The following is a 22,324-nucleotide window of genomic DNA, read 5'->3' as shown; positions in this document are numbered from 1 at the left end:
TACAGGGGGATGCGATTCATGTAGGAGCTGCCGAAGGCTGCGATCTTTTGATTTACCGAGCATTTAACGCGCTGCCTGCCTGGGCAACGCGGTTCCATAAAAACAACAGCGAGGTGAAAGCATGTCTGGCAATCGTGGTGTGGTGTATCTCGGCGCTGGCAAGGTCGAAGTACAGAAAATCGACTATCCGAAAATGCAGGACCCGCGCGGTCGCAAGATCGAGCACGGGGTCATTCTCAAAGTGGTTTCCACCAACATCTGCGGCTCCGACCAACACATGGTGCGCGGCCGTACCACGGCGCAGACCGGTCTGGTGCTGGGCCACGAAATCACCGGCGAGGTGATCGAAAAAGGCTCCGACGTCGAAAACCTGAAAATCGGTGATTTGGTTTCCGTACCGTTCAACGTTGCATGCGGGCGCTGCCGTTCCTGCAAAGAGCAACACACCGGCGTCTGCCTGACCGTCAACCCGGCCCGTGCCGGCGGCGCTTACGGCTACGTCGACATGGGCGACTGGACCGGTGGCCAGGCCGAATACGTGCTGGTGCCGTACGCCGACTTCAACCTGCTGAAGCTGCCGGATCGCGACAAGGCCATGGAGAAAATCCGCGACCTGACTTGCCTCTCCGACATCCTCCCGACCGGTTACCACGGCGCCGTGACAGCGGGCGTCGGCCCGGGCAGCACCGTGTACATTGCCGGCGCCGGCCCGGTCGGTCTGGCCGCTGCCGCTTCCGCGCGTCTGCTCGGCGCGGCGGTGGTGATCATCGGCGACGTCAACACCATCCGCCTGGCCCACGCCAAGGCCCAGGGTTTTGAAATCGTCGATCTGTCGAAAGATGCACCGCTGCACGAACAGATCGCCGCGCTGTTGGGCGAGCCAGAAGTGGATTGCGCGGTGGACTGCGTCGGTTTCGAAGCCCGAGGCCACGGCCATGACGGTGCCAAATCGGAAGCACCGGCCACAGTACTCAACTCGTTGATGGGCGTGGTGCGTGTTGCCGGCAAGATCGGTATTCCAGGTCTGTACGTCACCGAAGATCCGGGTGCCGTGGACGCTGCCGCGAAAATGGGCAGCCTGAGCATTCGCTTCGGTCTGGGCTGGGCCAAGTCGCACAGCTTCCACACCGGCCAGACCCCAGTGATGAAGTACAACCGCCAACTGATGCAGGCGATCATGTGGGATCGCATCAACATTGCCGAAGTGGTGGGCGTGCAGGTGATCAGCCTCGATCAGGCGCCGGAAGGGTACGGCGAGTTCGATGCGGGCGTGCCGAAGAAGTTTGTGATCGATCCGCACAAATTGTTTAGTGCGGCGTAAGTTTCGCTCCCATGAAAAAGGGCAACCTGTCGGGTTGCCCTTTTTTTACGTTGGTTTTTATTCTTTGAACGAGCATTTGCTGGCGTCACCGTCAGCAGTAGCACAGTCATCACCTTTCCAGTTGCTCCCGGTGGCTTTAACCGGGGTCTCGTTTCGATAACTGATCGAGGCGCCGCGATCGCCCTTGCCTTCATACCGGCAAATAACCACCGATTTGGGTGTGTCTTTGTCTTTAAGGCGTGCGGAAGTGAAGGTGAGATCTTCGGCGTCTTGAGATTGGCTCACCGAGACTGTCGGGCAAGTAGCGGCATAGGCGGTACTCATCATGGCCAGACTCATCAGGACACCCGTGATAACTTTCAGCTTCATCATTTGTACTCCGTTACATAAATGGGAGCCGCAATACTCGCGTGGATGATGGTTGTCGCCTACTGTCAGATCTGACAGGTTTATAGTTCGTTTTGAAATATCGATTCACATGGCGTGCAACTAAAGGGCCTAAAAGATCGCAGCCTTCGGCAGCTCCTACATCGATCCCGGTAGGAGCTGCCGAAGGCTGCGATCTTTTGACTTTATGCAATCAGAGAGCCGCCAACGCCCCCTGATACAGCACCGGCCCCGTCGGCTGCCCGGTCGGCGAACCGCCCTTCGGCTCCAGACTTACCGCCAAAGCAATCGGCTTCCCGATCAAGGCTTTCTGCGCCTCGCTCAACTCGACCTTGCCCTTGCCACCCGCCGGGATCACACCCAGCGAGATCGGTTTGCCGTCGGCGGGAATTGCCCACAGTTCCAGACTGCGATCAGGCGCGACGGCGGCCAGTGTCAGCGGCTCGACTTGCAAGTACTCGGCATGGGCCTCGACCTTCAGTGCCGGTTGCGCATCGGCGGTCAGCAGGGTGGCGCTGTAGCGGGTGTCGTCGCGGTTGTACAGCGAACCGAGGAACACCAGCGCGACAATCGAGCAAGCTGCCGCCGTGAGTCGTAGCCAATTCCAGAACGGACGTTTCTCGGGGACATGCAGTACTTGCGGTTCGATGCGCGCGGTGATGCCGTTCCACACGCGGTCCGGCACCGGATGTTCCGGCAAGGACTCGGTGAGGCTGACCAGCGCTTCCTGCCACTGCGCCAGTTCGGCACGCAACGCAGCGTCATCCAGCAGCAATTGTTCAAAACGTCGACGTGCAGGCGCAGGCATCAGGCCGATGGCGTAATCGGCGGCGAGGGCGCGGCGCAGGGCGGGGGTCTGGTAGTTCATGATTCAAGGCACCGGCGCAGACGTTCCATGCCACGGCGGATCCACGATTTCACCGTTCCCAGTGGCGTGGCCAGGTGTTCGGCGAGTTCTGTACACGACAATCCCTGAAAGTAGGCCACAGTGATCGACTGGCGCTGCATGCTTTCAAGCGTTTCCAGGCAACGGTTCAACGCATGAGCCTCACGGGCGCTGTCCAGTTGTTCGTGAGCCGAAGGACTGGCGTCCGGCAGCGCGTCCTGTTCCAGATCGGTCAGCGGGCGCTCGCGCTGTTTGCGCAACTGGTCGATGGCTTGATTGCGGGTGATGTTGATCATCCAGGTCAGCGGCGCCGACAAGTGCGCTTGATAGCGCGAGGCGTTGTTCCAGATGCGCACGAAGGCTTCCTGCAACACTTCTTCAGCCAGATCCGCGCGGCCCATGAAACGCAGGGCCACGCCATGCAGGCGCGGGCCGACGCTGCGGTAGAGGGTTTCGAAGGCGCGACGGTCACCCAGTGAACACTGGGCCAACAGCTGTCGCAACTGATCGGTGTCGGCGGTGGAAATAGCGACTCTCCAGGCAAATGTCGGGCGATAAGGGCGCAGCTCGGGCTGTTCACAGGCTAGTTCAGCGATAGCGGTTGTGCCATTCATCGCGGCAATTCCAGGGTTTCACGATTCATATACGTGGGTATGATGAAAATGGATGCGCAGGCGAGGAACATGCCCGTGAGTCCCCGGTCAAACCGGCAGTTTTATCGTCCATCGACGGACGGTTTTCACAGCGCAAGAGGATGTCTGAATGAAGATTTCACGCGGTATTGCCATGGCTTCGCTGATGACCCTTGCGGCCAGCCCGGTGTTTGCCGGTTTCAGCCTGGACGATGTGACCAAGGCAGCTTCAAGCATGCAGGGCGGCAACGCGGCCACTGCTGCGGCACCGACCTCGGAAACCGCTGGCCTGCTGCAAGCGGTCACCGGTCTGGGTGTTACCCCTCAGCAAGCCGTCGGCGGCACCAGTGCAATGCTTGGCCTGGCCAAGAACCAGTTGAGCAGCACCGATTATTCGCAGTTGGCCAAAGAAGTGCCGGGCATCGACAAGCTGTCGGGTGGTAGCGGCAACCTGGCAGCGTTGAGCGGGTTGTTGGGTTCGTCGGGCAAGTCGGCCGGTCTGGAAAACGCACTGGGCAACGTCAAGAACACCAGTGACCTGAACAACGCCTTCGGCGCGTTGGGCATGGACAGCGGCATGGTCGGCCAGTTTGCCCCGGTGTTGCTCAAGTATCTGGGTGACCAAGGCGTCGGCGGCCCGCTGCTGCAAAGCCTTGGCAGCATCTGGGGCGCCGGCACCGGTAGCTGATTCAGCGCCGCTCGCTGCGCAGTTCGGCGATGCGTCGATCCTTGTCGTTCCAGAGCTGGTTGACCCAGTTCTGGACCGTCTGGCGAAACGCCGGATCGTTCTCGTAATCGCCCTGCCACAGCGCCGGATCGAGTTCGCGGGTCTGGATGTCGATGATCACGCGCGGCACGGCGCCGCTGATCAAATCCCAGAAGCCTGGAATTTTCTCTTGTGGATAAACCACCGTGACATCGAGAATCGCATCCAGCTGTTCACCCATCGCCGCCAAGACAAACGCCACGCCGCCAGCCTTGGGCTTGAGCAAGTGGTTGAACGGTGATTGTTGCTCGGCGCTTTTCGCCGCCGTGTAGCGCGTGCCTTCCAGATAATTCACCACGGTCACCGGCTGTCGCTTGAACAGCTCGCAGGCCTGTTTCGTGATCTCCAGATCCTTGCCCGCCAGCTCGGGGTTCTTCGCCAGAAAGGCCTTGGTGTAGCGCTTCATGAACGGGTAATCCAGCGCCCACCACGCCAGCCCCAGAAACGGTACCCAGATCAGTTCTTTCTTGAGGAAGAATTTGAAGAACGGCGTGCGCCGGTTCAGCGTCTGGATCAGTGCCGGGATGTCGACCCACGATTGGTGGTTGCTGACCACCAGATACGAGGTGTCACCGCGCAGATCCTCGCCACCGCGAATGTCCCACTGAGTGGGGATGCACAGGCGGAAAATCAGCTTGTCGATCTCGGCCCAGGTCTCGGCGATCCACATCACCGCCGACGACGCATAGTCGCGCCAGCGGCCCGGGGCGACCAGTTTGAGCAGGGCAAACACCAGCAACGGCCCGATCAGGATCAGGGTGTTGAGCAACAGCAGCAGGGTAACGAAACAGCCGGTGAGCAGGCGGCGCATAAGCAACTCTTTGCAAACGGATGGGCGCGCCATGATAAGCAGCTTCGCGCGGCAGGCCAAATCAGTGGTGACGAATGTTTCACTTTTGGCTGGGTATGCTGGTGCCAGATATTGTGTTGAATGTGATGGCCTCTTCGCGAGCAAGCCCGCTCCCACATTTGGAAATGCGTGCCCCTGTGGGAGCGGGCTTGCTCGCGAAGACGGATTAAGGCGAACGAATTACTTACTGGGTGTCTAAAATCTCGCGTCTGCCGCCCTCATTTTCCAAGGAAGCCCTTTACGTGAAATCCCTCCTTGCACTGTTTGCCCTCGTCGCCCTGCCAGTCATGGCCGCCGAGCCGACCCTGTACGGGCGCTACGAATACATCGCGCTGCCGGAAATCGGCGGCGAAGTGCTCAAGGCCAAGATGGACACCGGCGCCCTGACTGCCTCGCTGTCGGCCAAGGACATCGAGACCTTCACCCGCGATGGCGAGGATTGGGTGCGTTTCCGCCTCGGCACCAAGGACGCCAGCAACAAGGTTTACGAACACAAGGTCGCGCGGATCAGCAAGATCAAGAGCCGCTCGGATGAAGAGGACGAGGGCGAAAGCACCGAAGTCGCCAAGCGCCCGGTGGTCGACCTGGAGCTGTGCCTGGGCGACGTCAAGCGTACCGTAGAGGTCAACCTGACCGACCGCAGCAACTTCAATTATCCGCTGCTGATCGGTGCCAAAGCCTTGCGCGAGTTCGGTGCGGCAGTCAACCCGGCGCGGCGCTTCACGGCTGACAAACCGGACTGCTGAGCCAAGTGGTCTCATTGACGTAACGTCAGGCTTGGGGCACCGTTCGCGCACTCAACCACGGGCTCGGACGCCATGCCTCATATCCTGATTGTCGAAGACGAAGCGGCGATTGCCGACACGCTGATTTTTGCCTTGCAGGGCGAGGGTTTCAGCACCACGTGGCTGAGCCTTGGCGCGGCGGCGCTGGAGCATCAGCGGCAGACCCCGGCCGATCTGATCATCCTCGACATCGGCCTGCCGGACATCAGCGGTTTCGAGACCTGCAAGCAACTGCGGCGTTTCAGCGAAGTGCCGGTGCTGTTCCTCAGCGCCCGTGATGCCGAGATCGATCGCGTGGTCGGGCTGGAGATCGGCGCCGACGACTACGTGGTCAAGCCGTTCAGCCCGCGCGAAGTCGCGGCGCGGGTCAAGGCCATCCTCAAACGCATGGCGCCACGTCCCGCCATCGAGGCCGCTTCGGCGCTGTTTCGCATTGATCCCGAGCGTGTGCAGATCAGCTATCGAGGCCAGCCGCTGAGCCTGACCCGCCACGAATTCCGTCTGCTGCAATGCCTGCTCGAACAACCCGAGCGGGTGTTCAGCCGCGAACAATTGCTCGACGCGCTGGGTGTGGCGGCCGATGCCGGTTACGAGCGCAGCATCGACAGCCACATCAAGAGCCTGCGCGCCAAGCTGCGGCTGGTGCGTGCCGCCGCCGAGCCGATCCAGACCCATCGCGGCCTCGGCTACAGCTACAGTCCGGGGCATAGCTGATGTCGCTGGGCCTGCGGATATTTCTGGTGTATGTGCTGTTTGTCGGCCTCACCGGTTATTTCGTGCTCAATACGGTGATGGAAGAAATCCGTCCCGGCGTGCGTCAGTCCACCGAAGAAACCCTGGTGGACACCGCGAACCTGATGGCGGAAATCCTTCGTGACGACTTCAAGGCCGGCACCCTCAGCGAGAATCGCTGGCCGCAGTTGCTGCGCGCCTATGGCGAACGCCAGCCGCAAGCGACGATCTGGGGCTTGCCGAAAAATCAGGTCAACCACCGCATCTACGTAACTGACGCCAAGGGCATCGTCGTCCTCGACTCCAGCGGGGTGGCGGTTGGTCAGGATTACTCGCGCTGGAACGACGTCTACCTGACCCTGCGCGGTGAGTACGGTGCGCGCTCGAGCCGCAGCGATCCGAATGACGCCAACTCTTCGGTCATGCACGTCGGCGCGCCGATTCGCGATAATGGCAAAATCATCGGCGTGGTCACCGTGGCCAAGCCCAACAGTTCATTGCAGCCTTATGTCGATCGCACCGAGCGGCGCTTGCTGTTTTACGGCGCTGGTCTGATCGGCCTCGGTCTGCTCTTCGGTGCATTACTGTCGTGGTGGCTGAGCCGTGCGCTGCATCGTTTGACCGGTTACGCCCAGGCCATCAGCGAAGGTCGGCGGGTGGAAGTGCCGCATTATCGCGGCGGTGAACTGAAACAACTCGCCACCGCTGTGGAGCAGATGCGCACGCAACTGGAAGGCAAGGCCTACGTCGAGCGTTATGTGCACACGCTGACCCATGAATTGAAGAGCCCGCTGGCAGCGATTCGTGGCGCCGCCGAGTTGTTGCAAGGGGAAATGCAGCCAGTTCAGCGCCTGCGTTTTGTCGGCAACATCGACAGTGAAAGCGCGCGGATGCAGCAGTTGATCGAGCGGTTGCTGAATCTGGCGCAAGTCGAACAACGCCAAGGCCTGGAAGAACGGGTCGCGGTGCCACTGGCGGTGTTGGTGGATGAGTTGTTGCAGGCGCAGGCCGCGCGGATTGAAGGTAAACAGCTGCGGATCGAGCAGATGATTGCGGCGGATCTGCTGTTGACGGGCGAGCCGTTTCTGTTGCGCCAGGCGCTGGGCAATCTGCTGGAGAATGCCCTCGATTTCACCCCTCGGGAGGGGGGCTTGCGTTTCATTGCCGAGCGGGTTGACGAGCAGATCGAGTTTCGTCTGTTCAATGAAACTGCGCCGATTCCCGATTACGCCTTGCCGCGTTTGACCGAGCGTTTTTACTCGCTGCCGCGTCACGACAGCGGCCGCAAAAGCACAGGGCTGGGGCTTAACTTCGTTGAAGAAGTGGTCAAGTTGCATGGTGGGGTGATGCGGATTCGCAATGTCGAGAACGGTGTTGAAGTGACATTGCGTTTGCCTTGAAACCGAGGCACGGCCTTCGCGAGCAAGCCCGCTCCCACAGTTTGGAATGCGTTCCCCTGTAGGAGCTGCCGAAGGCTGCGATCTTTTGATCCCCACACAAACTCCACAATCTCCCCACATTCCCCCCACACCCAATCACCAGACTCTGCCCGTCCAAACAGGGAGAGTCCCATGAACAAGAATCTGACAATAAAGCTCGGCGCCATTGCTCTGCTGATCCTGCTGCTGTTGATCCCGTTGCTGATGATCGACGGCGTCATCGGCGAGCGTCAGCAGCTACGCGACGGCGTACTCGAAGACATTGCCCGCAGTTCCAGTTACAGCCAGCAACTGAGCGGGCCGGTGATGGTGGTGCCGTATCGCAAGGTGGTACGCACGTGGAAAACCAACGAAAAAACCAATCAGCGTTATGAAGACATCGGCGAAGAGCGCGGACGTCTGTATTTCTTGCCGGAGCGTTTCGAACTCGACGGGCAGGTGCAAACCGAGCTGCGCAAGCGTGGCATTTACGAGGCGCGGCTGTTCCACGCGGATAATCGTATCAATGGGCATTTCTCGTTGCCAGCCCAGTTGGGCATCAAGGAAAACTTCGCCGACTACCAGTTCGACGCGCCGTTTCTCGCCGTGGGCATCAGCGATATTCGCGGGATCGAAAACGCGCTGAAACTGGAACTCGACGGTCAGCGCCTGGACTTTGTGCCAGGCACCGAGGTCGGCTGGCTCGGTCAAGGTGTGCGGGTAGCACTGCCAGTGCTCGACACCAGCAAACCTGTGGAAATGGCCTTCGCTTTCGACCTGCGCCTGCAGGGCACGGGTTCGTTGCAGGTGTTGCCGGTGGGCAAGACCAGCAGCGTCAGCCTCGCCGCCAACTGGCCGCATCCGAGTTTCGTCGGCAACTTTCTGCCGGCCAAGCGCGAGATCAACGATCAGGGTTTCAGCGCCGATTGGCAGACTTCGTTTTTCTCCACCAACCTGCAAGAGGCGATGGAGCGCTGCGTGCTAGGCGACTGCGAGGCGTTCAACGGGCGCAGTTTCGGGGTGAGTTTCATCGACCCGGTGGATCAGTATCTGAAGAGTGACCGGGCGATCAAATATGCCTTGCTGTTCATCGTCCTGACGTTCGCCGGTTTCTTCCTCTTCGAAGTGCTCAAGAGCCTGGCGGTGCACCCGGTGCAGTACGCGTTGGTCGGTGTCGCGCTGGCGTTCTTTTATCTGTTGTTGCTGTCGTTGTCCGAGCATATCGGCTTCGCCCTCGCGTATCTGCTGTCGGCCAGTGGTTGTGTGTTGTTGATCGGCTTTTATGTCTGCCACGTGTTGCACAGTGTGCGCCACGGCTTGAGTTTTTCGGCGGGGTTGGCGGCGTTGTATGGCCTGCTGTATGGGTTGCTGAGTGCCGAGGATTACGCGCTGTTGATGGGCTCGTTGTTGCTGTTCGGTTTGCTCGGGGTGTTCATGGTGCTGACGCGCAAACTGGATTGGTACGGGATCGGCCAGAAACCGGCCAAGCCGTTGGTGTTTGATATCGGGGTGGTGGAGTGAGCCGGTCGTTGGGGTTGCGCGAGGATCAGCGGTGGAAGGATGAGTTGGTGACGCGGATTATTGGGTTTCTGCCTGTGGAACCGAAGTGGTGCATTCGCGAGCAAGCCCGCTCCCACATTGGATTTTTGTTGCTGCGACCATGGCATGAACAACAAAAATCAACTGTGGGAGCGGGCTTGCTCGCGAAGAGGCCGGAACAGGCACCCAAAAACTAAGGCTTGGGCATCGTCGCGATCATGGACGCTCGCTGACTCACTTCAAAGAACCAGTTGGCCAGTTGCGGATTAGCCTCGCGCCAGCCCAGGTCCGGGAAGCGCAGGTCGAGGTAACCGAGCGCACACGCCACGCTGATCGCGGCCACATCGAAGTGGCTGGTCAGCTCGGCGATTGCATCGTTTTCCAACAGATTCAGGGCGCGGCGGATCTTCTCGCGTTGTGCATCGAGCCATTCATCCCAGTGTTTTTCCGGGGCGCGCAGGACTTGTTCATAACGCACCATCACCGAGGCGTCCATGATCCCGTCAGCCATCGAGGCCAGAGTCAGACGACGCCAGCGCGCCGCGCCTTCACGCGGAATCAACGGGTTACCGACGTGTTGGTGGTCGAGGTATTCGAGGATCACGCGGCTGTCATGGATGACGTTGCCATCGGCCAGGCGCAGGGCCGGAATCTTGCCCAGCGGATTGTCGGCGTTGAGCTCGGCACTCGGGCTGACCGGGCTGAGCACACAGTCTTGCAACGCGACGCGATCCTGCTGGCCGGTCTCGTGCAGCAGCACCATCACTTTGCGTACGAACGGGGAAAGCGTGTTGTGGTACAGGGTCATGCTGGGGGCGGACATTGGCAGGGTCTCGATCAGAACGATGAGGGAGCAGCATAGCGCGTCAGCGCACGAGCTCAAGCCTGACGCCGGACCCAATGTAGGAGTGAGCCTGCTCGCGATAGCGCAATAACATTCAACATCAATGTTGGCTGACCCACCGTTATCGCGAGCAGGCTCACTCCTACAAAGGTTTTTCAGCTTCGCGGCAGAAAACCTCGTATCGCCAGAACCGCCGGAACACCCAGCCCGACCCAGCTCAACGCATCCCAGACTCCGTCCCCCAGCAACGCCGCAAACAACCCCGCCGCACTCAGCAACGCAATCACGATCGGCGTGCTGAAGACTTTCCAGAAATTCGACTGACGCGGCTTCATGCAGAGGCCTCCGCCGGTTCCGGCACAGGCTTGGCGGCCTTGCGCCGCACCACCCACAGATACACGCCACTGCCAAGAACGATGATGGTCAGCACATCGAGCGTGGCCCAGAGGATTTTCATTGGCATGCCGCCGTAGTCACCGAAGTGCAGCGGCTGCGACATGCCCATGGCGTCCATGTACCAAGGCCGCTCGGCCACCGCCGTGACCTTCAGGGTAGTGGCGTCGATCAACACCGGCGTCAACAAGTGCGAAGTCAGATGCGTGCCGCCCTTCATGAACACCGAGTAATGATGCTCGCTGGAAAACCGCGTGCCGGGGAAGGCAATGAAATCCGGCTTCATGCCCGGTGCAACTTCGGCGGCGATGTCGAGCAAACGCGTGGCCGGCGCCAGATGGGTCAGCGGCGGGGCATCGCGATAAGGCTCGATCAGCGCAGTCAGTGCATCGTTGCGCCAGGCGGCGATCAACAGGTCGGCGCAGGCGCTGATCACACCGGTGACGCCGACGACCAGCGCCCACGTCAGCGTGACCACGCCGATCAGGTTATGCAGATCGAGCCAGCGCAACCGGGTGGATTTGTCCTGGCGCACGGTGCCGAATTTCAGCCGGCGCATGAACGGCAAATACAGCACCGTCCCGGACACGATGGCCACGACAAACAGCAAACCCATGAACGCCAGCAGCAACTTGCCCGGCAGCCCGGCGAACATGTCGACATGCAGGCGCAGGATGAACAGCATCAAGCCGCCGTTGGCCGACGGGGTTTCCAGCGCTTCACCAGTGCGCGCATCGAGCATGAAGGTGTGCGAGGAGTTCGGCTCGGTGCCGGCAGTTTTCGCCATGATCGTCAGCACGGCATTCGGCTCATCGTCGTCGTCGAAGCCGAAGTACTGCACGACTTCATCCGGGCGATGTTTTTCTGCGGCCTCGACCAGTTGCGCCAGATTCAGCCGCGGCGTGTCGGCGGGCATCTCACGCACTTCGGGGGCATCGCCGAGCAGGTGCTCGATCTCGTGATGGAAAATCAGTGGCAAACCGGTCAACGCCAGCATCAGCAAAAACACGGTGCAGATCAGACTGGTCCAGGTGTGGATAAGCGACCAGCGACGAATTGTTTTACTTTTCATTTCATGACCTTCAAAAACACCAAAGCCGTCCACGAGGGACGGCCTGGTCACAGGGCCTGTTTCAGCTCAGTTGCTTACCACTTGTAAGTGGCACTGGCGACGACGCTGCGCTGGTCGCCGTAGTAGCAGTAGAAACCGTCGCAGGTGGAAATGTAGTCCTTGTCGAACAGGTTGGTCGCGTTGACTGCCAGCGACGCACCTTTGAGGCTGTTGTCCAGACGGCCGAGGTCGTAATGCATGGCCGCGTCGAACACGGTGTAGGCGTCAGCCTTGCCCAGCCAGGTGTTGCCTTTGTCTCCGTAGGTGTTGCCGGTGTAGCGCACGCCGCCGCCGATGCCGAAGCCGTCGAGTAGGCCGGTGTGCCAGGTGTAGTCGGTCCACAGCGAGGCTTGCTGGTTCGGCATCAGTTGCAGGCGATTGCCCTTGTCGACGCCTTTCTGCACCTCGGACTTGGCCAGGGTGTAGGCGGCGATGACTTTCAGGTTATCGGTCACGTCGGAGACCGCTTCCAGCTCCAGGCCTTTGACTTTCACTTCGCCGGTCTGGCTGGTGATCGTCACGTTGTTGACGATGCTGTTGACCGAGACGTTCTTCTGGGTCAGGTCATACACCGCAGCGCTGAGCAGGGTTTTGCTGCCCGGTGGCTGGTACTTGATGCCCATTTCCCACTGCTTGCCTTCGGTCGGCTTGAACGAGTCGGTCGAGGTCGCGTCAGCGCCGCTGGTTGGCTGGAACGATTCGGCGTACGACAGGTATGGCACAAAACCCGAGTCGAACACGTAGCTGATCGCCGCGTTGCCGCTGAACGCTTTGTCACGCTGAGTGTTGGTGGCGTCGCCCTTGTTGATGAACTGCGTGCTGGTGTGCACCCAGTCTTCACGCCCGCCGAGGGTCAGGCGCCACTGGTCGAGGGCCATCTGATCCTGCACGTAGAGACCGGTCTGGGTGGTCTTCTGGTCGTAATCGTAAAACGCGCTGGAGCGCGGTGGACGCACGATGGTCTGGCCGTAGATCGGGTTGTTGACGTTGATGTCCGGCGCGGAGCCAAAGATCGAGGTGTAGTTGGTGTTGCTGCGTTGATGATCGAGACCCAGCAGCAGCGTGTGGCGGATGTCGCCGGTGGCGAAGTCAGCCTGGAAGTTGTTGTCCACGGCGAACTGGCTGATGTCTTCATCGACGTTGGTGGTGCCGCGACCGACGTTGCCCTGATCGTCGACGGTGAACCCGGCGAACGACGGGTTGTAGCTATTGACGGTGACGGTCTGGAAGGCCAGATCCGACTTGGTGTAACGCAGGTTCTGCTTGAACTGCCAGACGTCATTCAGGCGATGTTCGAAGGCATAACCGAGCGCGTAGTAGGTGCGGTCGTAGTAGTCGTAGTCAGGATCACCGAGGTTCTTGTGGTGGGAGATCTTGCCGAACGGCATGTCGATCTTGGTGCCCTGGATCGGGTAGAACTGGCTGGTAACACCGGTATCGTCGCGGGTGAACTGCGTGAGCAAGGTCAGCTTGGTGTCGTCGTCGATGTTCCAGGTCAGGCTCGGCGCGATGTTGTAGCGCTTGTTTTCGATGTGGTCGATCTGCGTATCGCTGTCGCGCACGACGCCGCTGATGCCATACAGGAACTGACCGGCGTCATCGATCTTGCCGGTGCTGGCGAAGTTGATCTGGCGGTGGTTGTCGCTGCCGTACTGCAACTGGATCTCGCTGCTGGCTTCAGCACTTGGGCGGCGGCTGACCATGTCGAGCAAACCGCCTGGCGGGGTCTGGCCGTACACCGACGAGGCCGGGCCACGCAGCAGGGCGAGGCGATCGAGGTTCCAGGTTTCCGGTTTCGGGTTGGCGTAGACACCGCGTGGCAGCGGCAGGCCATCGAGGAACTGGGTCGGCTCGAAACCGCGCACGCGCAGCCAGTCGATGCGGGTGTCGCTGCCGTAGCTGCTGGCGGTGATGCCCGGCATGTAGCGCACGGCGTCGTCGAGGCTGTGCACGCCACGATCTTCCATTTGCTGGCGCGTCGCAACCGAGATCGAGCGGGGAGCTTCGACCAGCGCGGTGTCGGTCTTGGTGCCGGCGGCGGTGCGGGTGGCGGTATAGCCCTCGACCGGGCTCCAGGCGGTTTCGCTGTTTTCCACGCCGATGACCGAAGTCTCCGGCAGGGCCAGCGTACCTTCAGGCACGGCGACCAGGCTGTAAGTGCCGGCGTTGCTTTGTTCCAGTTGCAGACCGGTGCCACGCAGGGCTGCACGCAAGGCGCCGGCCGCATCGTACTGACCGCTCACCGGTGCCGAGGTCTTGCCGGCTGCAAGCGCCGGGTTCAGCGACAGCGCGAGGCCGCCCTGGCTGGCGATCTGGTTGAGCGTGGTCGACAGCGGCGCGGCAGGCAGGTTGTAGGCGCGAACGCTGGACGCTTGTTCAGCGGCGAGCAACGGGCTGCTGATCAGCGGCGTGCTGAGAGCAATGGCGACGGCCAGCAGGCTGGGGCGCAACAAGGTGTCTAGCGAACGGGACATACGGCGGCTCCTGAATGGAAATATTTCTCAATTGCCTGTGTGCCGGATGAAACTCGAAAAGTGATAGGGCTGGATGAAAATAATTTCGATTAACTGAAACTCGAATCCCCTGAAGGCCAATTTTCTTCTCTGTGGCGAGGGGGCTTGCCCCCGTTCGGCGACGCAGTCGTCGTCCGCGAGCGATCAGGAAAAGACGGGGCCGCTGCGCAGCCCAACGGGGGCAAGCCCCCTCGCCACAGGTTTGCACCAGTCTCAGGGTTTTGGCTCGGCCTTTGCGACAGTCACCCAATAAGGTGTGTGCTGCTCGATCTGCACCGGCAGGGTCGGCAGCAGGGCGTTCAGCGCTTTATCGGTGTCATGCAGCGGGAAGCTGCCGGTAATCCGCAGATCAGCCACGTCCGACGTGACGCCCAGGTGCCCGCGTCGATAACGCCCGAGTTCATGCACCAGATCGCCCAGCCGCGCGTTGTCGACCACCAGCATGCCGCGCGTCCACGCGTCGGCGCCGGGATTGAGCGCGACAATCGGGTCCAGCCCGTCGCTGCGCAGCAGCACTTGCTGGCCTTCACGGAGGATCTGTTCTTCAGGGTTCGTTTGCGTGTGTGCCGCCACCGCCGACTGCAATACGCTCAGACGCGTGCCATCTTCCTCGCGCTTGACCAGGAACCGCGTGCCGAGGGCGCGCATGCTGCCCTCGCGGGTTTCGACGATAAACGGCCGCGCATCGCCATGACCGGTTTCGACGAGAATCTCGCCTTCCTGCAAAACGATCAGCCGGCGCTTGTCATCGAAACGCACATCCACCGCGCTGTGGGTGTTGAGGTTGAGCACGGTACCGTCGGCAAGGTGCAGGGTGCGTTGTTCGCCGGTGGCTGTGCGCTGATCGGCGAGCCAGTAATCCAGCGGCAGATAACGCTCACTCAGGAACAGGCCCAGGCCGATGACCACGACGACGCTGGCCAAACCGCTGCCAAGCCTGCGCACGCGCCGGCGAATGCCCTCGCGCGATTGCAACAAGGCACTGCGCGCCGGCCCTTTGGCCACGCTGAAGCGCTGATCGAGCATGCCCAACTGACGCCAGGCGCGCGCGTGTTCTTCATGCGCCGCGTGCCATTTGGCGAACTCTTCGCGTTCCAGCGGGCTGCTCGAATCGAGGGTCAGTTGCCAGGCAATTGCCGCGTCCAGCACATGCGCCGGTACGGGGCGGGAACTGGCGGGACTCATGTCGGCTCACCGTACAGGGCGATGTAGCACTGACGAATGCCTTGCGCCAGATACTGACGCACGCGCGGCACCGAAACACCGAGCTTCTCGGCGATTTCGGCATGGCCGAGGCCATCAAGGCGGTTGTACAGGAAAGCGGCGCGGGCCTTGGTCGACAGTTTGCCGAGCAAGCGGTCGATGGCCTTGAGGTCTTCGAGGATCAGTTGCTGTTCTTCTATAGAAGGTTGTTCGCCTTCAGGGATCAGCATCAATTCGGTGAGGTAGGCCTGTTCCAGCGCGGCGCGACGGAAATAGTCGAACAGCAGGCCTTTGGCGATCGCCACCAGAAAGGCCCGTGGCTCGCGGGGCGTCAGCAATTCATCGCGGCCGAGCAGGCGCACGAAAGTGTCCTGGCTCAAGTCTTCGGCGCGTTGCGGACAGGCCACATTGCGCCGCAGCCATGCCAGCAGCCAACCGCGATGGTCGCGATACATCGCACCGACGAGCTGACTGTGAGGGCTTGGGACTGACGACACCGGACATCACCGATTGGGAAATGTTAACTAACGCGAATTGTTCGCGATTCTGGCAGAGGTGGGAATGGTTAGCAATTGGCCACTGGTCAGGTGGGCGTTTAAAGGCGGGCCCTCACCCTCACCCTAGCCCTCTCCCGGAGGGAGAGGGGACCGATTGAGGGATATTCAGGAGATACACCGACCTGAGCGATCTTTAGTGAATCCATAATCGACTCGTTTTTTCAGGTCGATGCAAGTCTTCAGGCGACGCGGTCGGCTCCCTCTCCCTCGGGGAGAGGGCTGGGGTGAGGGTGCTTCTAAAAAGAAGGCGCCTGCTGCCGCCGCTTCCACTGACTCAACCGCTGCTGCAAATTCAACGGACTATGAATCTGCTGCCCCCGCGCCCGGCTGAACAGAATCAGTGCCAGTTCCGCCGTCGCCAGCGCATCGGCACTCGCGTTATGCCGCTCGAACACCTCAAGCTTGAACCAGTCGATCCACTCATCCAGTCCGGCCTCACGAATGTGCGCCTGCGGACACACCAGCGGTGCAATGTCGGCGACATCCAGAAACACCTGCTGCAACTTGTGCCCCAGATGCTCTTTCAACGCGCGCCCGAGCATGTGCTGATCGAACGGCGCATGAAACGCCAATACCGGGCTGTCACCGACAAACTCCATGAACTCCAGCAATGCTTCGGCCGGCTCACTACCCGCCGCAATCGCATTCGGCCCCAGCCCGTGAATCAACACGCTGGGGCTGAGCTTCAGTTCCCGGCATTGCAGCGTCCGCTCGAACTGCTGACTGAAATCGATCGCGCCGTCCTCGATCACCACCGCGCCAATCGACAGCACACGATCCTTGTTCAGGTTGAGCCCGGTGGTTTCCAGATCCAGCACCACCCAGCGCTGTTCGCGCAGCGTGCATTCGCTGAGCGGTGTAATCGTCGGCAACTGAGCCAGACGCTGCTGGAAATCCACCGGCACCACCGCACTCGCCGGGCGCAGCCACGAAAACAGACTCATAGCTGATACCGCAAGGTCAGGCTGCTTTGCAGGCGTTGAGCCTGACGCAGGGATTCACGCAGGATGCGCCGGTCCAGATGGTTGAGGCTGTCGGGGTCGACACGGTTGGAGTAGGGCAGGTTTTCCCGCGTCTGCAGTTGATGTTGTTGCATGCGCGTTTGCTGAATAAAGTGATAGGCCTCTTCATACGCTGCGCCATCCAGCCGCTCGATCACTTCTTTTTCGACCAACTGACGGAAGCGTTCGAGGGTGTTGTTGGTATCGATGCCATTGGCCAGCGCCAGCAGTCGCGCGCCATCCACGAACGGCGTCAGCCCCTGTACCTTGAGATCCAACGTGGCTTTCTCGCCATTCTTGCGCGCCAGCACGAACTCGCGGAAACGCCCCACCGGCGGACGATTGCGCAAGGCATTCTCGGCCATCATGCGCTGGAACAAACGGTTGTCGCCGACTTGGTCAAGAATGCCCCGGCGCAGTTGTTCGCAGCTCGTTTCATCGCCCCAGACCACGCGCAGATCGAAATAGATGCTCGACCCAAGAAGATTTTCAGGCGTCGCCTCACGAATAAACGCCGCAAAGCGCCGTGCCCATTCCGCCCGCGACAAGCACAGCTCAGGGTTGCCGGCCATGATGTTGCCCTTGCACAGGGTGAAGCCGCACAGCGCCAGGCTCTGATTGATCTGTTGGGCAATCGGCAGCAGCTTGCCGCGGATCTCCGCCGCATGCGCGGCATCGCGGGCATCGAACAGAATGCCGTTATCCTGATCGGTGTGCAGCGTCTGCTCGCGGCGGCCTTCACTGCCGAAACACAGCCAACTGAACGGCACACCGGGGTCGCCTTTTTCGGCGAGGGTCAGTTCGATCACCCGGCACACGGTGTGGTCGTTGAGCAGGGTGATGATGTGGGTGATCTGCGTCGAAGACGCGCCGTGAGCGAGCATGCGTTCGACCAGTTGGCCGATCTCGCCGCGCAGGCTCACCAGTTGTTCGACGCGTTGCGCGCTGCGAATGGTCCGCGCCAGATGCACCAGATCGACCCGTTGCAGCGAGAACAGATCACGCTCCGAGACCACGCCGCACAAACGCTGATCCTTGACCAGGCAGACGTGGGCGATGTGCCGTTCGGTCATGGCAATCGCCGCATCGAAGGCGCTGTGGTCCGGTGAAAGGTAGAAGGGCGCGTGGGTCATGTGGCGTTCGATGGCTTCGCCGAAATCGCCGATGCCTTCAGCCACGACATGGCGCAAATCACGCAGGGTGAAAATCCCCAGCGGCGCCTTGTGCTGATCCACGACGACGATGCTGCCGACCTGTTGCTCGTGCATCAGCTTCACCGCTTCGCGCAGTGGCGTTTGCGGGCTGCACGTCACCGGGTGACGCATCGCCAGTTCGCCGAGGCGGGTGTTCAGCGAGTATTGGGTGCCGAGGGTTTCCACGGCTTTCTGCTGCACTTGCTGATTGACCTGATCGAGCAGGCTGCTGACCCCGCGCAAGGCGAAATCACGGAAGCTGTTGGAGAGCGCGAATAACTTGATGAACGCCAGTTTGTTCAGTTGCAGGCAGAAGGTGTCTTCGCCGGCCAGGTGCTCGGTGCGCGTCGCGCGTTCGCCGAGCAATGCGGCCAGCGGAAAACATTCGCCGGTAGTGATTTCAAACGTGGTCTCGGTGCCAGGTTTGGTGATGTGCTGGCGTTCGCCGACCACCCGGCCTTGCTTGACGACATAGAAGTGTTCGACCGGGCCGTCGGTGGGTTTGATGATGCTCTCGCCCTGACCGTAGAACCGCAGCTGACATTGCTCCACCAGATAAGCCAGGTGAGCGTGTTCCATCTGATTGAAGGGCGGGAAGCGCTGGAGGAATTGCAGGGTGCCCTGAATGTTCTGCAATACCGCGGTTTTCCCTGCCTGGGTGAAGGCGTCCGCTTTACTCATAACCATTACCGCAGTCTTTTTTGAATTGTTGTTGTCGGATCGTTGCGGCCATGGTCGACCCCTGCGCGCAGGGTGCCCATTGGACGTAAGTCTAGGTTTTGCCACCATTGGCGCAGTTTCGGAGATGCCCTACGCAAACAGTCGGAAATTCCCGCAGTTACCCCCTTGGAAAAAAATCCGACGAAGTGCACATTGAAGCTCTGCCCAGCGATGTCTGACCACATGCCAGGTGATTGATTTGCACACTTAGAGAACGCTATGTCCGACCACGATATTTTGAGCGATGCCGAGCGTGAAGCGCTCAGCGCAGTGATGCTCGAACCCGATCTGCCGCCGCAACGTGTCCTGATCGTCGATGACGACAAGGATGCGCGGGAACTGCTATCGGAGATTCTCGCGTTGGACGGCATTCGTTGCATGACCGCGGCCAGTGGCGAAACGGCACTGAAGATGCTCGCCGAGAAACCTTCGATCGGCCTGGTGATCACCGATCTGCGCATGGGCAATGTCGATGGCCTGGATCTGATTCGCCAGGTGCGCGAGTCGGTGCGGGCGGCGATGCCGATCATCATTGTCTCGGGCGATGCCGATGTGAAAGACGCAATTGCGGCGATGCATTTGAGCGTGGTGGATTTTCTGCTCAAGCCGATTGATACGGGCAAGTTGTTGGCATTGGTGAAACATGAATTGGGGATTGAGCTTTAGAAGCCCCTCACCCTAGCCCTCCCGAAACGTCGGACCGCCCGGAGGGAGAGGGGACTGACCGCGGTGGATGTTCGAGGTACACCGACTTGAGATTCCCAGTCGAACTCAGGTTTTGAAAAGCACCAAGATCAGCTCCCTTGCCCCTCAACCCTTGGCAATTCCTGAGCCGAACTCAGATTTTGAAAAGCATATAGATCTGCTCCCTTTCCCCTTCGCCCCCGTGGGAAGAGGGCTGGGGTGAGGGGGATCGATCTCAAGCCCACCACAAATACAGCCCAAACCGCACAAACAAAAAAGCCCTGATCTCTCGACCAGGGCTTTTTCACATCTACACAAATTTACAGACCGTTAGCCGCCTTGAACTCGCGACGACGACGGTGCAACACCGGCTCGGTGTAACCGTTCGGCTGCTTGGTGCCTTCGATCACCAGTTCGACCGCCGCCTGGAAGGCGATGTTGCTGTCGAAGTTCGGTGCCAGCGGACGGTACAGCGGGTCGTTGGCGTTTTGACGATCCACCACCGGCGCCATGCGCTTGAGGCTTTCCATCACTTGCGCTTCGGTGACCACACCGTGGCGCAGCCAGTTGGCGATGTGTTGGCTGGAGATACGCAGCGTGGCACGGTCTTCCATCAGGCCGACGTCATTGATGTCCGGCACTTTCGAGCAACCCACACCCTGGTCGATCCAGCGCACCACGTAACCGAGAATGCCCTGGGCATTGTTGTCCAGTTCGTTCTTGATCTGCTCTGGCGTCCAGTTCGGGTTGACCGCCAGCGGGATGGTCAGGATGTCGTCGACCGAAGCGCGAGCACGTTTGGCCAGTTCGGCCTGACGGGCGAACACGTCGACCTTGTGGTAGTGCAGCGCGTGCAGTGCTGCGGCAGTCGGCGAAGGAACCCAAGCGGTGTTGGCGCCGGCCAGCGGGTGAGCGATTTTCTGCTCAAGCATCGCCGCCATCAGGTCGGGCATTGCCCACATGCCTTTACCGATTTGCGCGCGACCTTGCAGGCCGGTGCTCAGACCGATATCGACGTTCCAGTTTTCGTAGGCGCCGATCCACTTCTCTGCCTTCATGTCGGCCTTGCGCACAACCGGGCCGGCCTCCATGGAGGTGTGAATTTCGTCGCCGGTGCGGTCGAGGAAACCGGTGTTGATGAACACCACGCGCTCGCTGGCTGCCTTGATGCAGGCCTTGAGGTTGACCGTGGTACGGCGTTCCTCGTCCATGATCCCGACTTTCAGCGTGTTGCGCGTAAGGCCCAACACGTCTTCGATGCGACCGAACAGCTCGTTGGTGAACGCCGCTTCTTCCGGGCCGTGCATCTTCGGTTTAACAATGTAGACCGAACCGGTGCGGGTGTTACGACGCGAGGTGTTGCCGTTGAGGTTGTGCATCGCCGCGAGGCAAGTGACCAGACCGTCGAGGATGCCTTCCGGCACTTCGTTACCGTCTTTGTCGAGAATCGCGTCGATGGTCATCAGATGGCCAACGTTACGCACGAACAACAGTGAACGACCGTGCAGCGTCACTTCACCGCCATTCGGCGCGGCGTAGGTACGATCCGGATTCATGGTGCGGGTGAAGGTCTGGCCGCCCTTGGACACGGATTCCGAGAGGTCGCCCTTCATCAGGCCGAGCCAGTTGCGGTAGATCACCACTTTGTCGTCGGCATCGACGGCCGCCACGGAGTCTTCGCAGTCCATGATGGTGGTCAGGGCCGCTTCCATCAGGATGTCCTTGACGCCGGCCGCATCGGTCTGGCCAACCGGGGTGGTGGCGTCGACCTGGATTTCGAAATGCAGACCGTTGTGTTTCAGCAGGATCGCGATTGGCGCGTTGGCGTCGCCCTGGAAACCGATCAGTTGCGCATTGTCGCGCAGGCCAGCGTTGCTGCCATCCTTGAGGGTGACCAGCAGTTTGCCGTCAGCGATTTTGTAGCCGGTCGAATCAACGTGGGAGCCAGCGGCCAATGGCGCGGCTTCGTCGAGGAAGGCACGGGCGAAGGCAATGACTTTGTCGCCACGCACCTTGTTGTAGCCTTTGCCTTTTTCCGCGCCACCGTCTTCGCTGATCGCGTCGGTGCCGTAGAGGGCGTCATACAGCGAACCCCAACGGGCATTCGAGGCATTGAGAGCGAAGCGGGCGTTCATCACCGGCACAACGAGTTGCGGGCCGGCGGTACGGGCGATTTCATCATCGACGTTTTGTGTCGTTGCCTGGAAATCAGCCGCTTCTGGCAGCAGATAACCGATTTCTTGCAGGAACGCTTTGTAGGCTACGGCGTCGTGCGCCTGACCGTTGCGTTCCTGATGCCAGGCGTCAATGCGTGCCTGGAAGTCATCGCGTTTGGCGAGTAGGGCTTTGTTCTTCGGCGCCAGGTCATGAATGACCTTGTCGGCACCTTCCCAGAATTTGTCGGCGGTGAGGCCGGTACCGGGAATGGCTTCGTTGTTCACGAAGTCGAACAGGACTTTGGCGACCTGCAGGCCACCGACTTGAACGTGTTCAGTCATTGCTTGCCTCACTCTGCTCAGCTATTTCGCTTTTCAGCTCTTCAATTTGACAATGAAGCCTCTGGCCATTTAAACCACAAACCTGCCGACCAGTACATGCCATTGCTGGCGGCTGGGCTGGGACCAATCAAAGGCTTGGGGCCTTGCTGACGGGGCTTTCAGGGTTGCGAACGTGCCTTGGGCAGACATCGATTCAGCGTTATGTAGTGCGCGCTGCGGCATACTACATGATGAGTTGCGCTTGTGAAAATCAGACTAATTACGTCGTTCTGCGACCTCATGTCGCATTGC

At 60.4% G+C, this 22,324-nt stretch carries 20 protein-coding genes; 7 read left to right on the top strand and 13 right to left on the bottom strand.

From position 1 onward, the window contains the following. Positions 1-121 precede the first annotated feature (121 nt). On the top strand, positions 122-1,321 hold the full coding sequence (fdhA, locus tag C2E19_RS27260) for a formaldehyde dehydrogenase, glutathione-independent (protein WP_008086916.1): 1,200 nt from the start codon (positions 122-124) through the stop codon (positions 1,319-1,321). A 57-nt stretch (positions 1,322-1,378) separates the two neighbouring features. Here the strand turns inward: fdhA and C2E19_RS27255 are convergent, their stop codons facing one another. The 3 genes from C2E19_RS27255 to C2E19_RS27245 all read right to left on the bottom strand — a co-directional run bounded on the left by C2E19_RS27255 (position 1,379) and on the right by C2E19_RS27245 (position 3,208). Next, positions 1,379-1,693, bottom strand: coding sequence for a hypothetical protein (locus C2E19_RS27255; RefSeq protein ID WP_129395818.1), 315 nt, complete (start codon positions 1,691-1,693; stop codon positions 1,379-1,381). A gap of 208 nt (positions 1,694-1,901) precedes the next feature. After that, positions 1,902-2,576 (bottom strand): anti-sigma factor domain-containing protein, encoded by a 675-nt coding sequence (locus tag C2E19_RS27250; protein ID WP_129395817.1) that lies wholly within the window; start codon positions 2,574-2,576, stop codon positions 1,902-1,904. Further along, positions 2,573-3,208: an RNA polymerase sigma factor gene (locus C2E19_RS27245; RefSeq protein ID WP_129395816.1), complete on the bottom strand. Its 636-nt coding sequence runs from the start codon at positions 3,206-3,208 to the stop codon at positions 2,573-2,575. The genes C2E19_RS27250 and C2E19_RS27245 overlap by 4 nt, the downstream gene beginning before the upstream one ends. 148 nt (positions 3,209-3,356) lie before the next feature. Between C2E19_RS27245 and C2E19_RS27240 the strand changes: the two genes are divergently transcribed. Continuing rightward, complete coding sequence (locus C2E19_RS27240) at positions 3,357-3,914, top strand: DUF2780 domain-containing protein (RefSeq protein ID WP_129395815.1); 558 nt, start codon at positions 3,357-3,359, stop codon at positions 3,912-3,914. A 1-nt stretch (position 3,915) separates the two neighbouring features. Here the strand turns inward: C2E19_RS27240 and C2E19_RS27235 are convergent, their stop codons facing one another. Then, positions 3,916-4,803 carry an acyltransferase gene (locus C2E19_RS27235; protein ID WP_129395814.1) on the bottom strand — a complete coding sequence of 296 codons (888 nt, stop codon included), beginning with the start codon at positions 4,801-4,803 and terminating at the stop codon, positions 3,916-3,918. Between the two features lie 281 nt (positions 4,804-5,084). Here C2E19_RS27235 and C2E19_RS27230 point away from each other — a divergent pair, with 281 nt between their 5' ends. From C2E19_RS27230 to creD, 4 genes are all read left to right on the top strand, one after another. Continuing rightward, positions 5,085-5,588 (top strand): ATP-dependent zinc protease, encoded by a 504-nt coding sequence (locus tag C2E19_RS27230; RefSeq protein ID WP_053124525.1) that lies wholly within the window; start codon positions 5,085-5,087, stop codon positions 5,586-5,588. A gap of 72 nt (positions 5,589-5,660) precedes the next feature. Next, the gene (creB, locus tag C2E19_RS27225) at positions 5,661-6,341 is read left to right on the top strand and encodes a two-component system response regulator CreB (protein ID WP_129395813.1); all 681 of its coding nucleotides are present in this window, start codon (positions 5,661-5,663) and stop codon (positions 6,339-6,341) included. Further along, positions 6,341-7,759 (top strand): two-component system sensor histidine kinase CreC, encoded by a 1,419-nt coding sequence (gene creC, locus C2E19_RS27220; protein WP_129395812.1) that lies wholly within the window; start codon positions 6,341-6,343, stop codon positions 7,757-7,759. Before creB ends, creC begins: the two co-directional genes overlap by 1 nt. Positions 7,760-7,930: 171 nt before the next feature. Then, positions 7,931-9,298, top strand: a complete 1,368-nt coding sequence (creD, locus tag C2E19_RS27215) for a cell envelope integrity protein CreD (RefSeq protein WP_129395811.1) — start codon at positions 7,931-7,933, stop codon at positions 9,296-9,298. A 211-nt stretch (positions 9,299-9,509) separates the two neighbouring features. Here the strand turns inward: creD and C2E19_RS27205 are convergent, their stop codons facing one another. The 8 genes from C2E19_RS27205 to C2E19_RS27170 all read right to left on the bottom strand — a co-directional run bounded on the left by C2E19_RS27205 (position 9,510) and on the right by C2E19_RS27170 (position 18,812). Continuing rightward, positions 9,510-10,139, bottom strand: coding sequence for a glutathione S-transferase (locus tag C2E19_RS27205; RefSeq protein WP_129395809.1), 630 nt, complete (start codon positions 10,137-10,139; stop codon positions 9,510-9,512). A gap of 176 nt (positions 10,140-10,315) precedes the next feature. Beyond that, positions 10,316-10,495, bottom strand: coding sequence for a hypothetical protein (locus C2E19_RS27200; protein WP_129395808.1), 180 nt, complete (start codon positions 10,493-10,495; stop codon positions 10,316-10,318). Further along, positions 10,492-11,625, bottom strand: coding sequence for a PepSY domain-containing protein (locus C2E19_RS27195; protein ID WP_129395807.1), 1,134 nt, complete (start codon positions 11,623-11,625; stop codon positions 10,492-10,494). Before C2E19_RS27195 ends, C2E19_RS27200 begins: the two co-directional genes overlap by 4 nt. A 74-nt stretch (positions 11,626-11,699) precedes the next feature. After that, positions 11,700-14,138 (bottom strand): TonB-dependent siderophore receptor, encoded by a 2,439-nt coding sequence (locus C2E19_RS27190; RefSeq protein ID WP_129395806.1) that lies wholly within the window; start codon positions 14,136-14,138, stop codon positions 11,700-11,702. Positions 14,139-14,390: 252 nt separating this feature from the next. Beyond that, positions 14,391-15,362, bottom strand: a complete 972-nt coding sequence (locus C2E19_RS27185) for a FecR domain-containing protein (protein ID WP_129395805.1) — start codon at positions 15,360-15,362, stop codon at positions 14,391-14,393. Next, on the bottom strand, positions 15,359-15,835 hold the full coding sequence (locus tag C2E19_RS27180) for an RNA polymerase sigma factor (RefSeq protein WP_256661316.1): 477 nt from the start codon (positions 15,833-15,835) through the stop codon (positions 15,359-15,361). Before C2E19_RS27180 ends, C2E19_RS27185 begins: the two co-directional genes overlap by 4 nt. 338 nt (positions 15,836-16,173) lie before the next feature. After that, positions 16,174-16,881, bottom strand: coding sequence for a PolC-type DNA polymerase III (locus C2E19_RS27175; protein ID WP_129395803.1), 708 nt, complete (start codon positions 16,879-16,881; stop codon positions 16,174-16,176). Further along, positions 16,878-18,812: a putative nucleotidyltransferase substrate binding domain-containing protein gene (locus C2E19_RS27170; RefSeq protein WP_305955841.1), complete on the bottom strand. Its 1,935-nt coding sequence runs from the start codon at positions 18,810-18,812 to the stop codon at positions 16,878-16,880. The genes C2E19_RS27175 and C2E19_RS27170 overlap by 4 nt, the downstream gene beginning before the upstream one ends. A gap of 258 nt (positions 18,813-19,070) precedes the next feature. On the opposite strand from C2E19_RS27170, the gene C2E19_RS27165 reads away from it, so the two are divergent. Continuing rightward, the gene (locus C2E19_RS27165) at positions 19,071-19,517 is read left to right on the top strand and encodes a response regulator (protein ID WP_129395801.1); all 447 of its coding nucleotides are present in this window, start codon (positions 19,071-19,073) and stop codon (positions 19,515-19,517) included. A 338-nt stretch (positions 19,518-19,855) separates the two neighbouring features. On the opposite strand, the gene C2E19_RS27160 is transcribed toward C2E19_RS27165, so the two are convergent. After that, positions 19,856-22,033, bottom strand: a complete 2,178-nt coding sequence (locus C2E19_RS27160; protein WP_129395800.1) for a malate synthase G — start codon at positions 22,031-22,033, stop codon at positions 19,856-19,858. Positions 22,034-22,324 lie beyond the last annotated feature (291 nt).

This window comes from Pseudomonas sp. DTU12.3 (assembly GCF_004124275.1).
GTDB classification, from domain to species: Bacteria; Pseudomonadota; Gammaproteobacteria; order Pseudomonadales; family Pseudomonadaceae; genus Aquipseudomonas; species Aquipseudomonas helmanticensis.
This window is presented reverse-complemented; position numbering and strand designations above follow the sequence as displayed.

Coding starts and splice junctions, on each gene's coding strand:
- fdhA (WP_008086916.1), top strand. CDS start 122: ATGTCTGGCAATCGTGGTGTGGTGTATCTCGGCGCTGGCAAGGTCGAA.
- C2E19_RS27255 (WP_129395818.1), bottom strand. CDS start 1,693: ATGATGAAGCTGAAAGTTATCACGGGTGTCCTGATGAGTCTGGCCATG.
- C2E19_RS27250 (WP_129395817.1), bottom strand. CDS start 2,576: ATGAACTACCAGACCCCCGCCCTGCGCCGCGCCCTCGCCGCCGATTAC.
- C2E19_RS27245 (WP_129395816.1), bottom strand. CDS start 3,208: ATGAATGGCACAACCGCTATCGCTGAACTAGCCTGTGAACAGCCCGAG.
- C2E19_RS27240 (WP_129395815.1), top strand. CDS start 3,357: ATGAAGATTTCACGCGGTATTGCCATGGCTTCGCTGATGACCCTTGCG.
- C2E19_RS27235 (WP_129395814.1), bottom strand. CDS start 4,803: ATGCGCCGCCTGCTCACCGGCTGTTTCGTTACCCTGCTGCTGTTGCTC.
- creB (WP_129395813.1), top strand. CDS start 5,661: ATGCCTCATATCCTGATTGTCGAAGACGAAGCGGCGATTGCCGACACG.
- creC (WP_129395812.1), top strand. CDS start 6,341: ATGTCGCTGGGCCTGCGGATATTTCTGGTGTATGTGCTGTTTGTCGGC.
- creD (WP_129395811.1), top strand. CDS start 7,931: ATGAACAAGAATCTGACAATAAAGCTCGGCGCCATTGCTCTGCTGATC.
- C2E19_RS27205 (WP_129395809.1), bottom strand. CDS start 10,139: ATGTCCGCCCCCAGCATGACCCTGTACCACAACACGCTTTCCCCGTTC.
- C2E19_RS27200 (WP_129395808.1), bottom strand. CDS start 10,495: ATGAAGCCGCGTCAGTCGAATTTCTGGAAAGTCTTCAGCACGCCGATC.
- C2E19_RS27195 (WP_129395807.1), bottom strand. CDS start 11,625: ATGAAAAGTAAAACAATTCGTCGCTGGTCGCTTATCCACACCTGGACC.
- C2E19_RS27190 (WP_129395806.1), bottom strand. CDS start 14,138: ATGTCCCGTTCGCTAGACACCTTGTTGCGCCCCAGCCTGCTGGCCGTC.
- C2E19_RS27185 (WP_129395805.1), bottom strand. CDS start 15,362: ATGAGTCCCGCCAGTTCCCGCCCCGTACCGGCGCATGTGCTGGACGCG.
- C2E19_RS27180 (WP_256661316.1), bottom strand. CDS start 15,835: ATGTATCGCGACCATCGCGGTTGGCTGCTGGCATGGCTGCGGCGCAAT.
- C2E19_RS27175 (WP_129395803.1), bottom strand. CDS start 16,881: ATGAGTCTGTTTTCGTGGCTGCGCCCGGCGAGTGCGGTGGTGCCGGTG.
- C2E19_RS27170 (WP_305955841.1), bottom strand. CDS start 18,812: ATGAGTAAAGCGGACGCCTTCACCCAGGCAGGGAAAACCGCGGTATTG.
- C2E19_RS27165 (WP_129395801.1), top strand. CDS start 19,071: ATGTCCGACCACGATATTTTGAGCGATGCCGAGCGTGAAGCGCTCAGC.
- C2E19_RS27160 (WP_129395800.1), bottom strand. CDS start 22,033: ATGACTGAACACGTTCAAGTCGGTGGCCTGCAGGTCGCCAAAGTCCTG.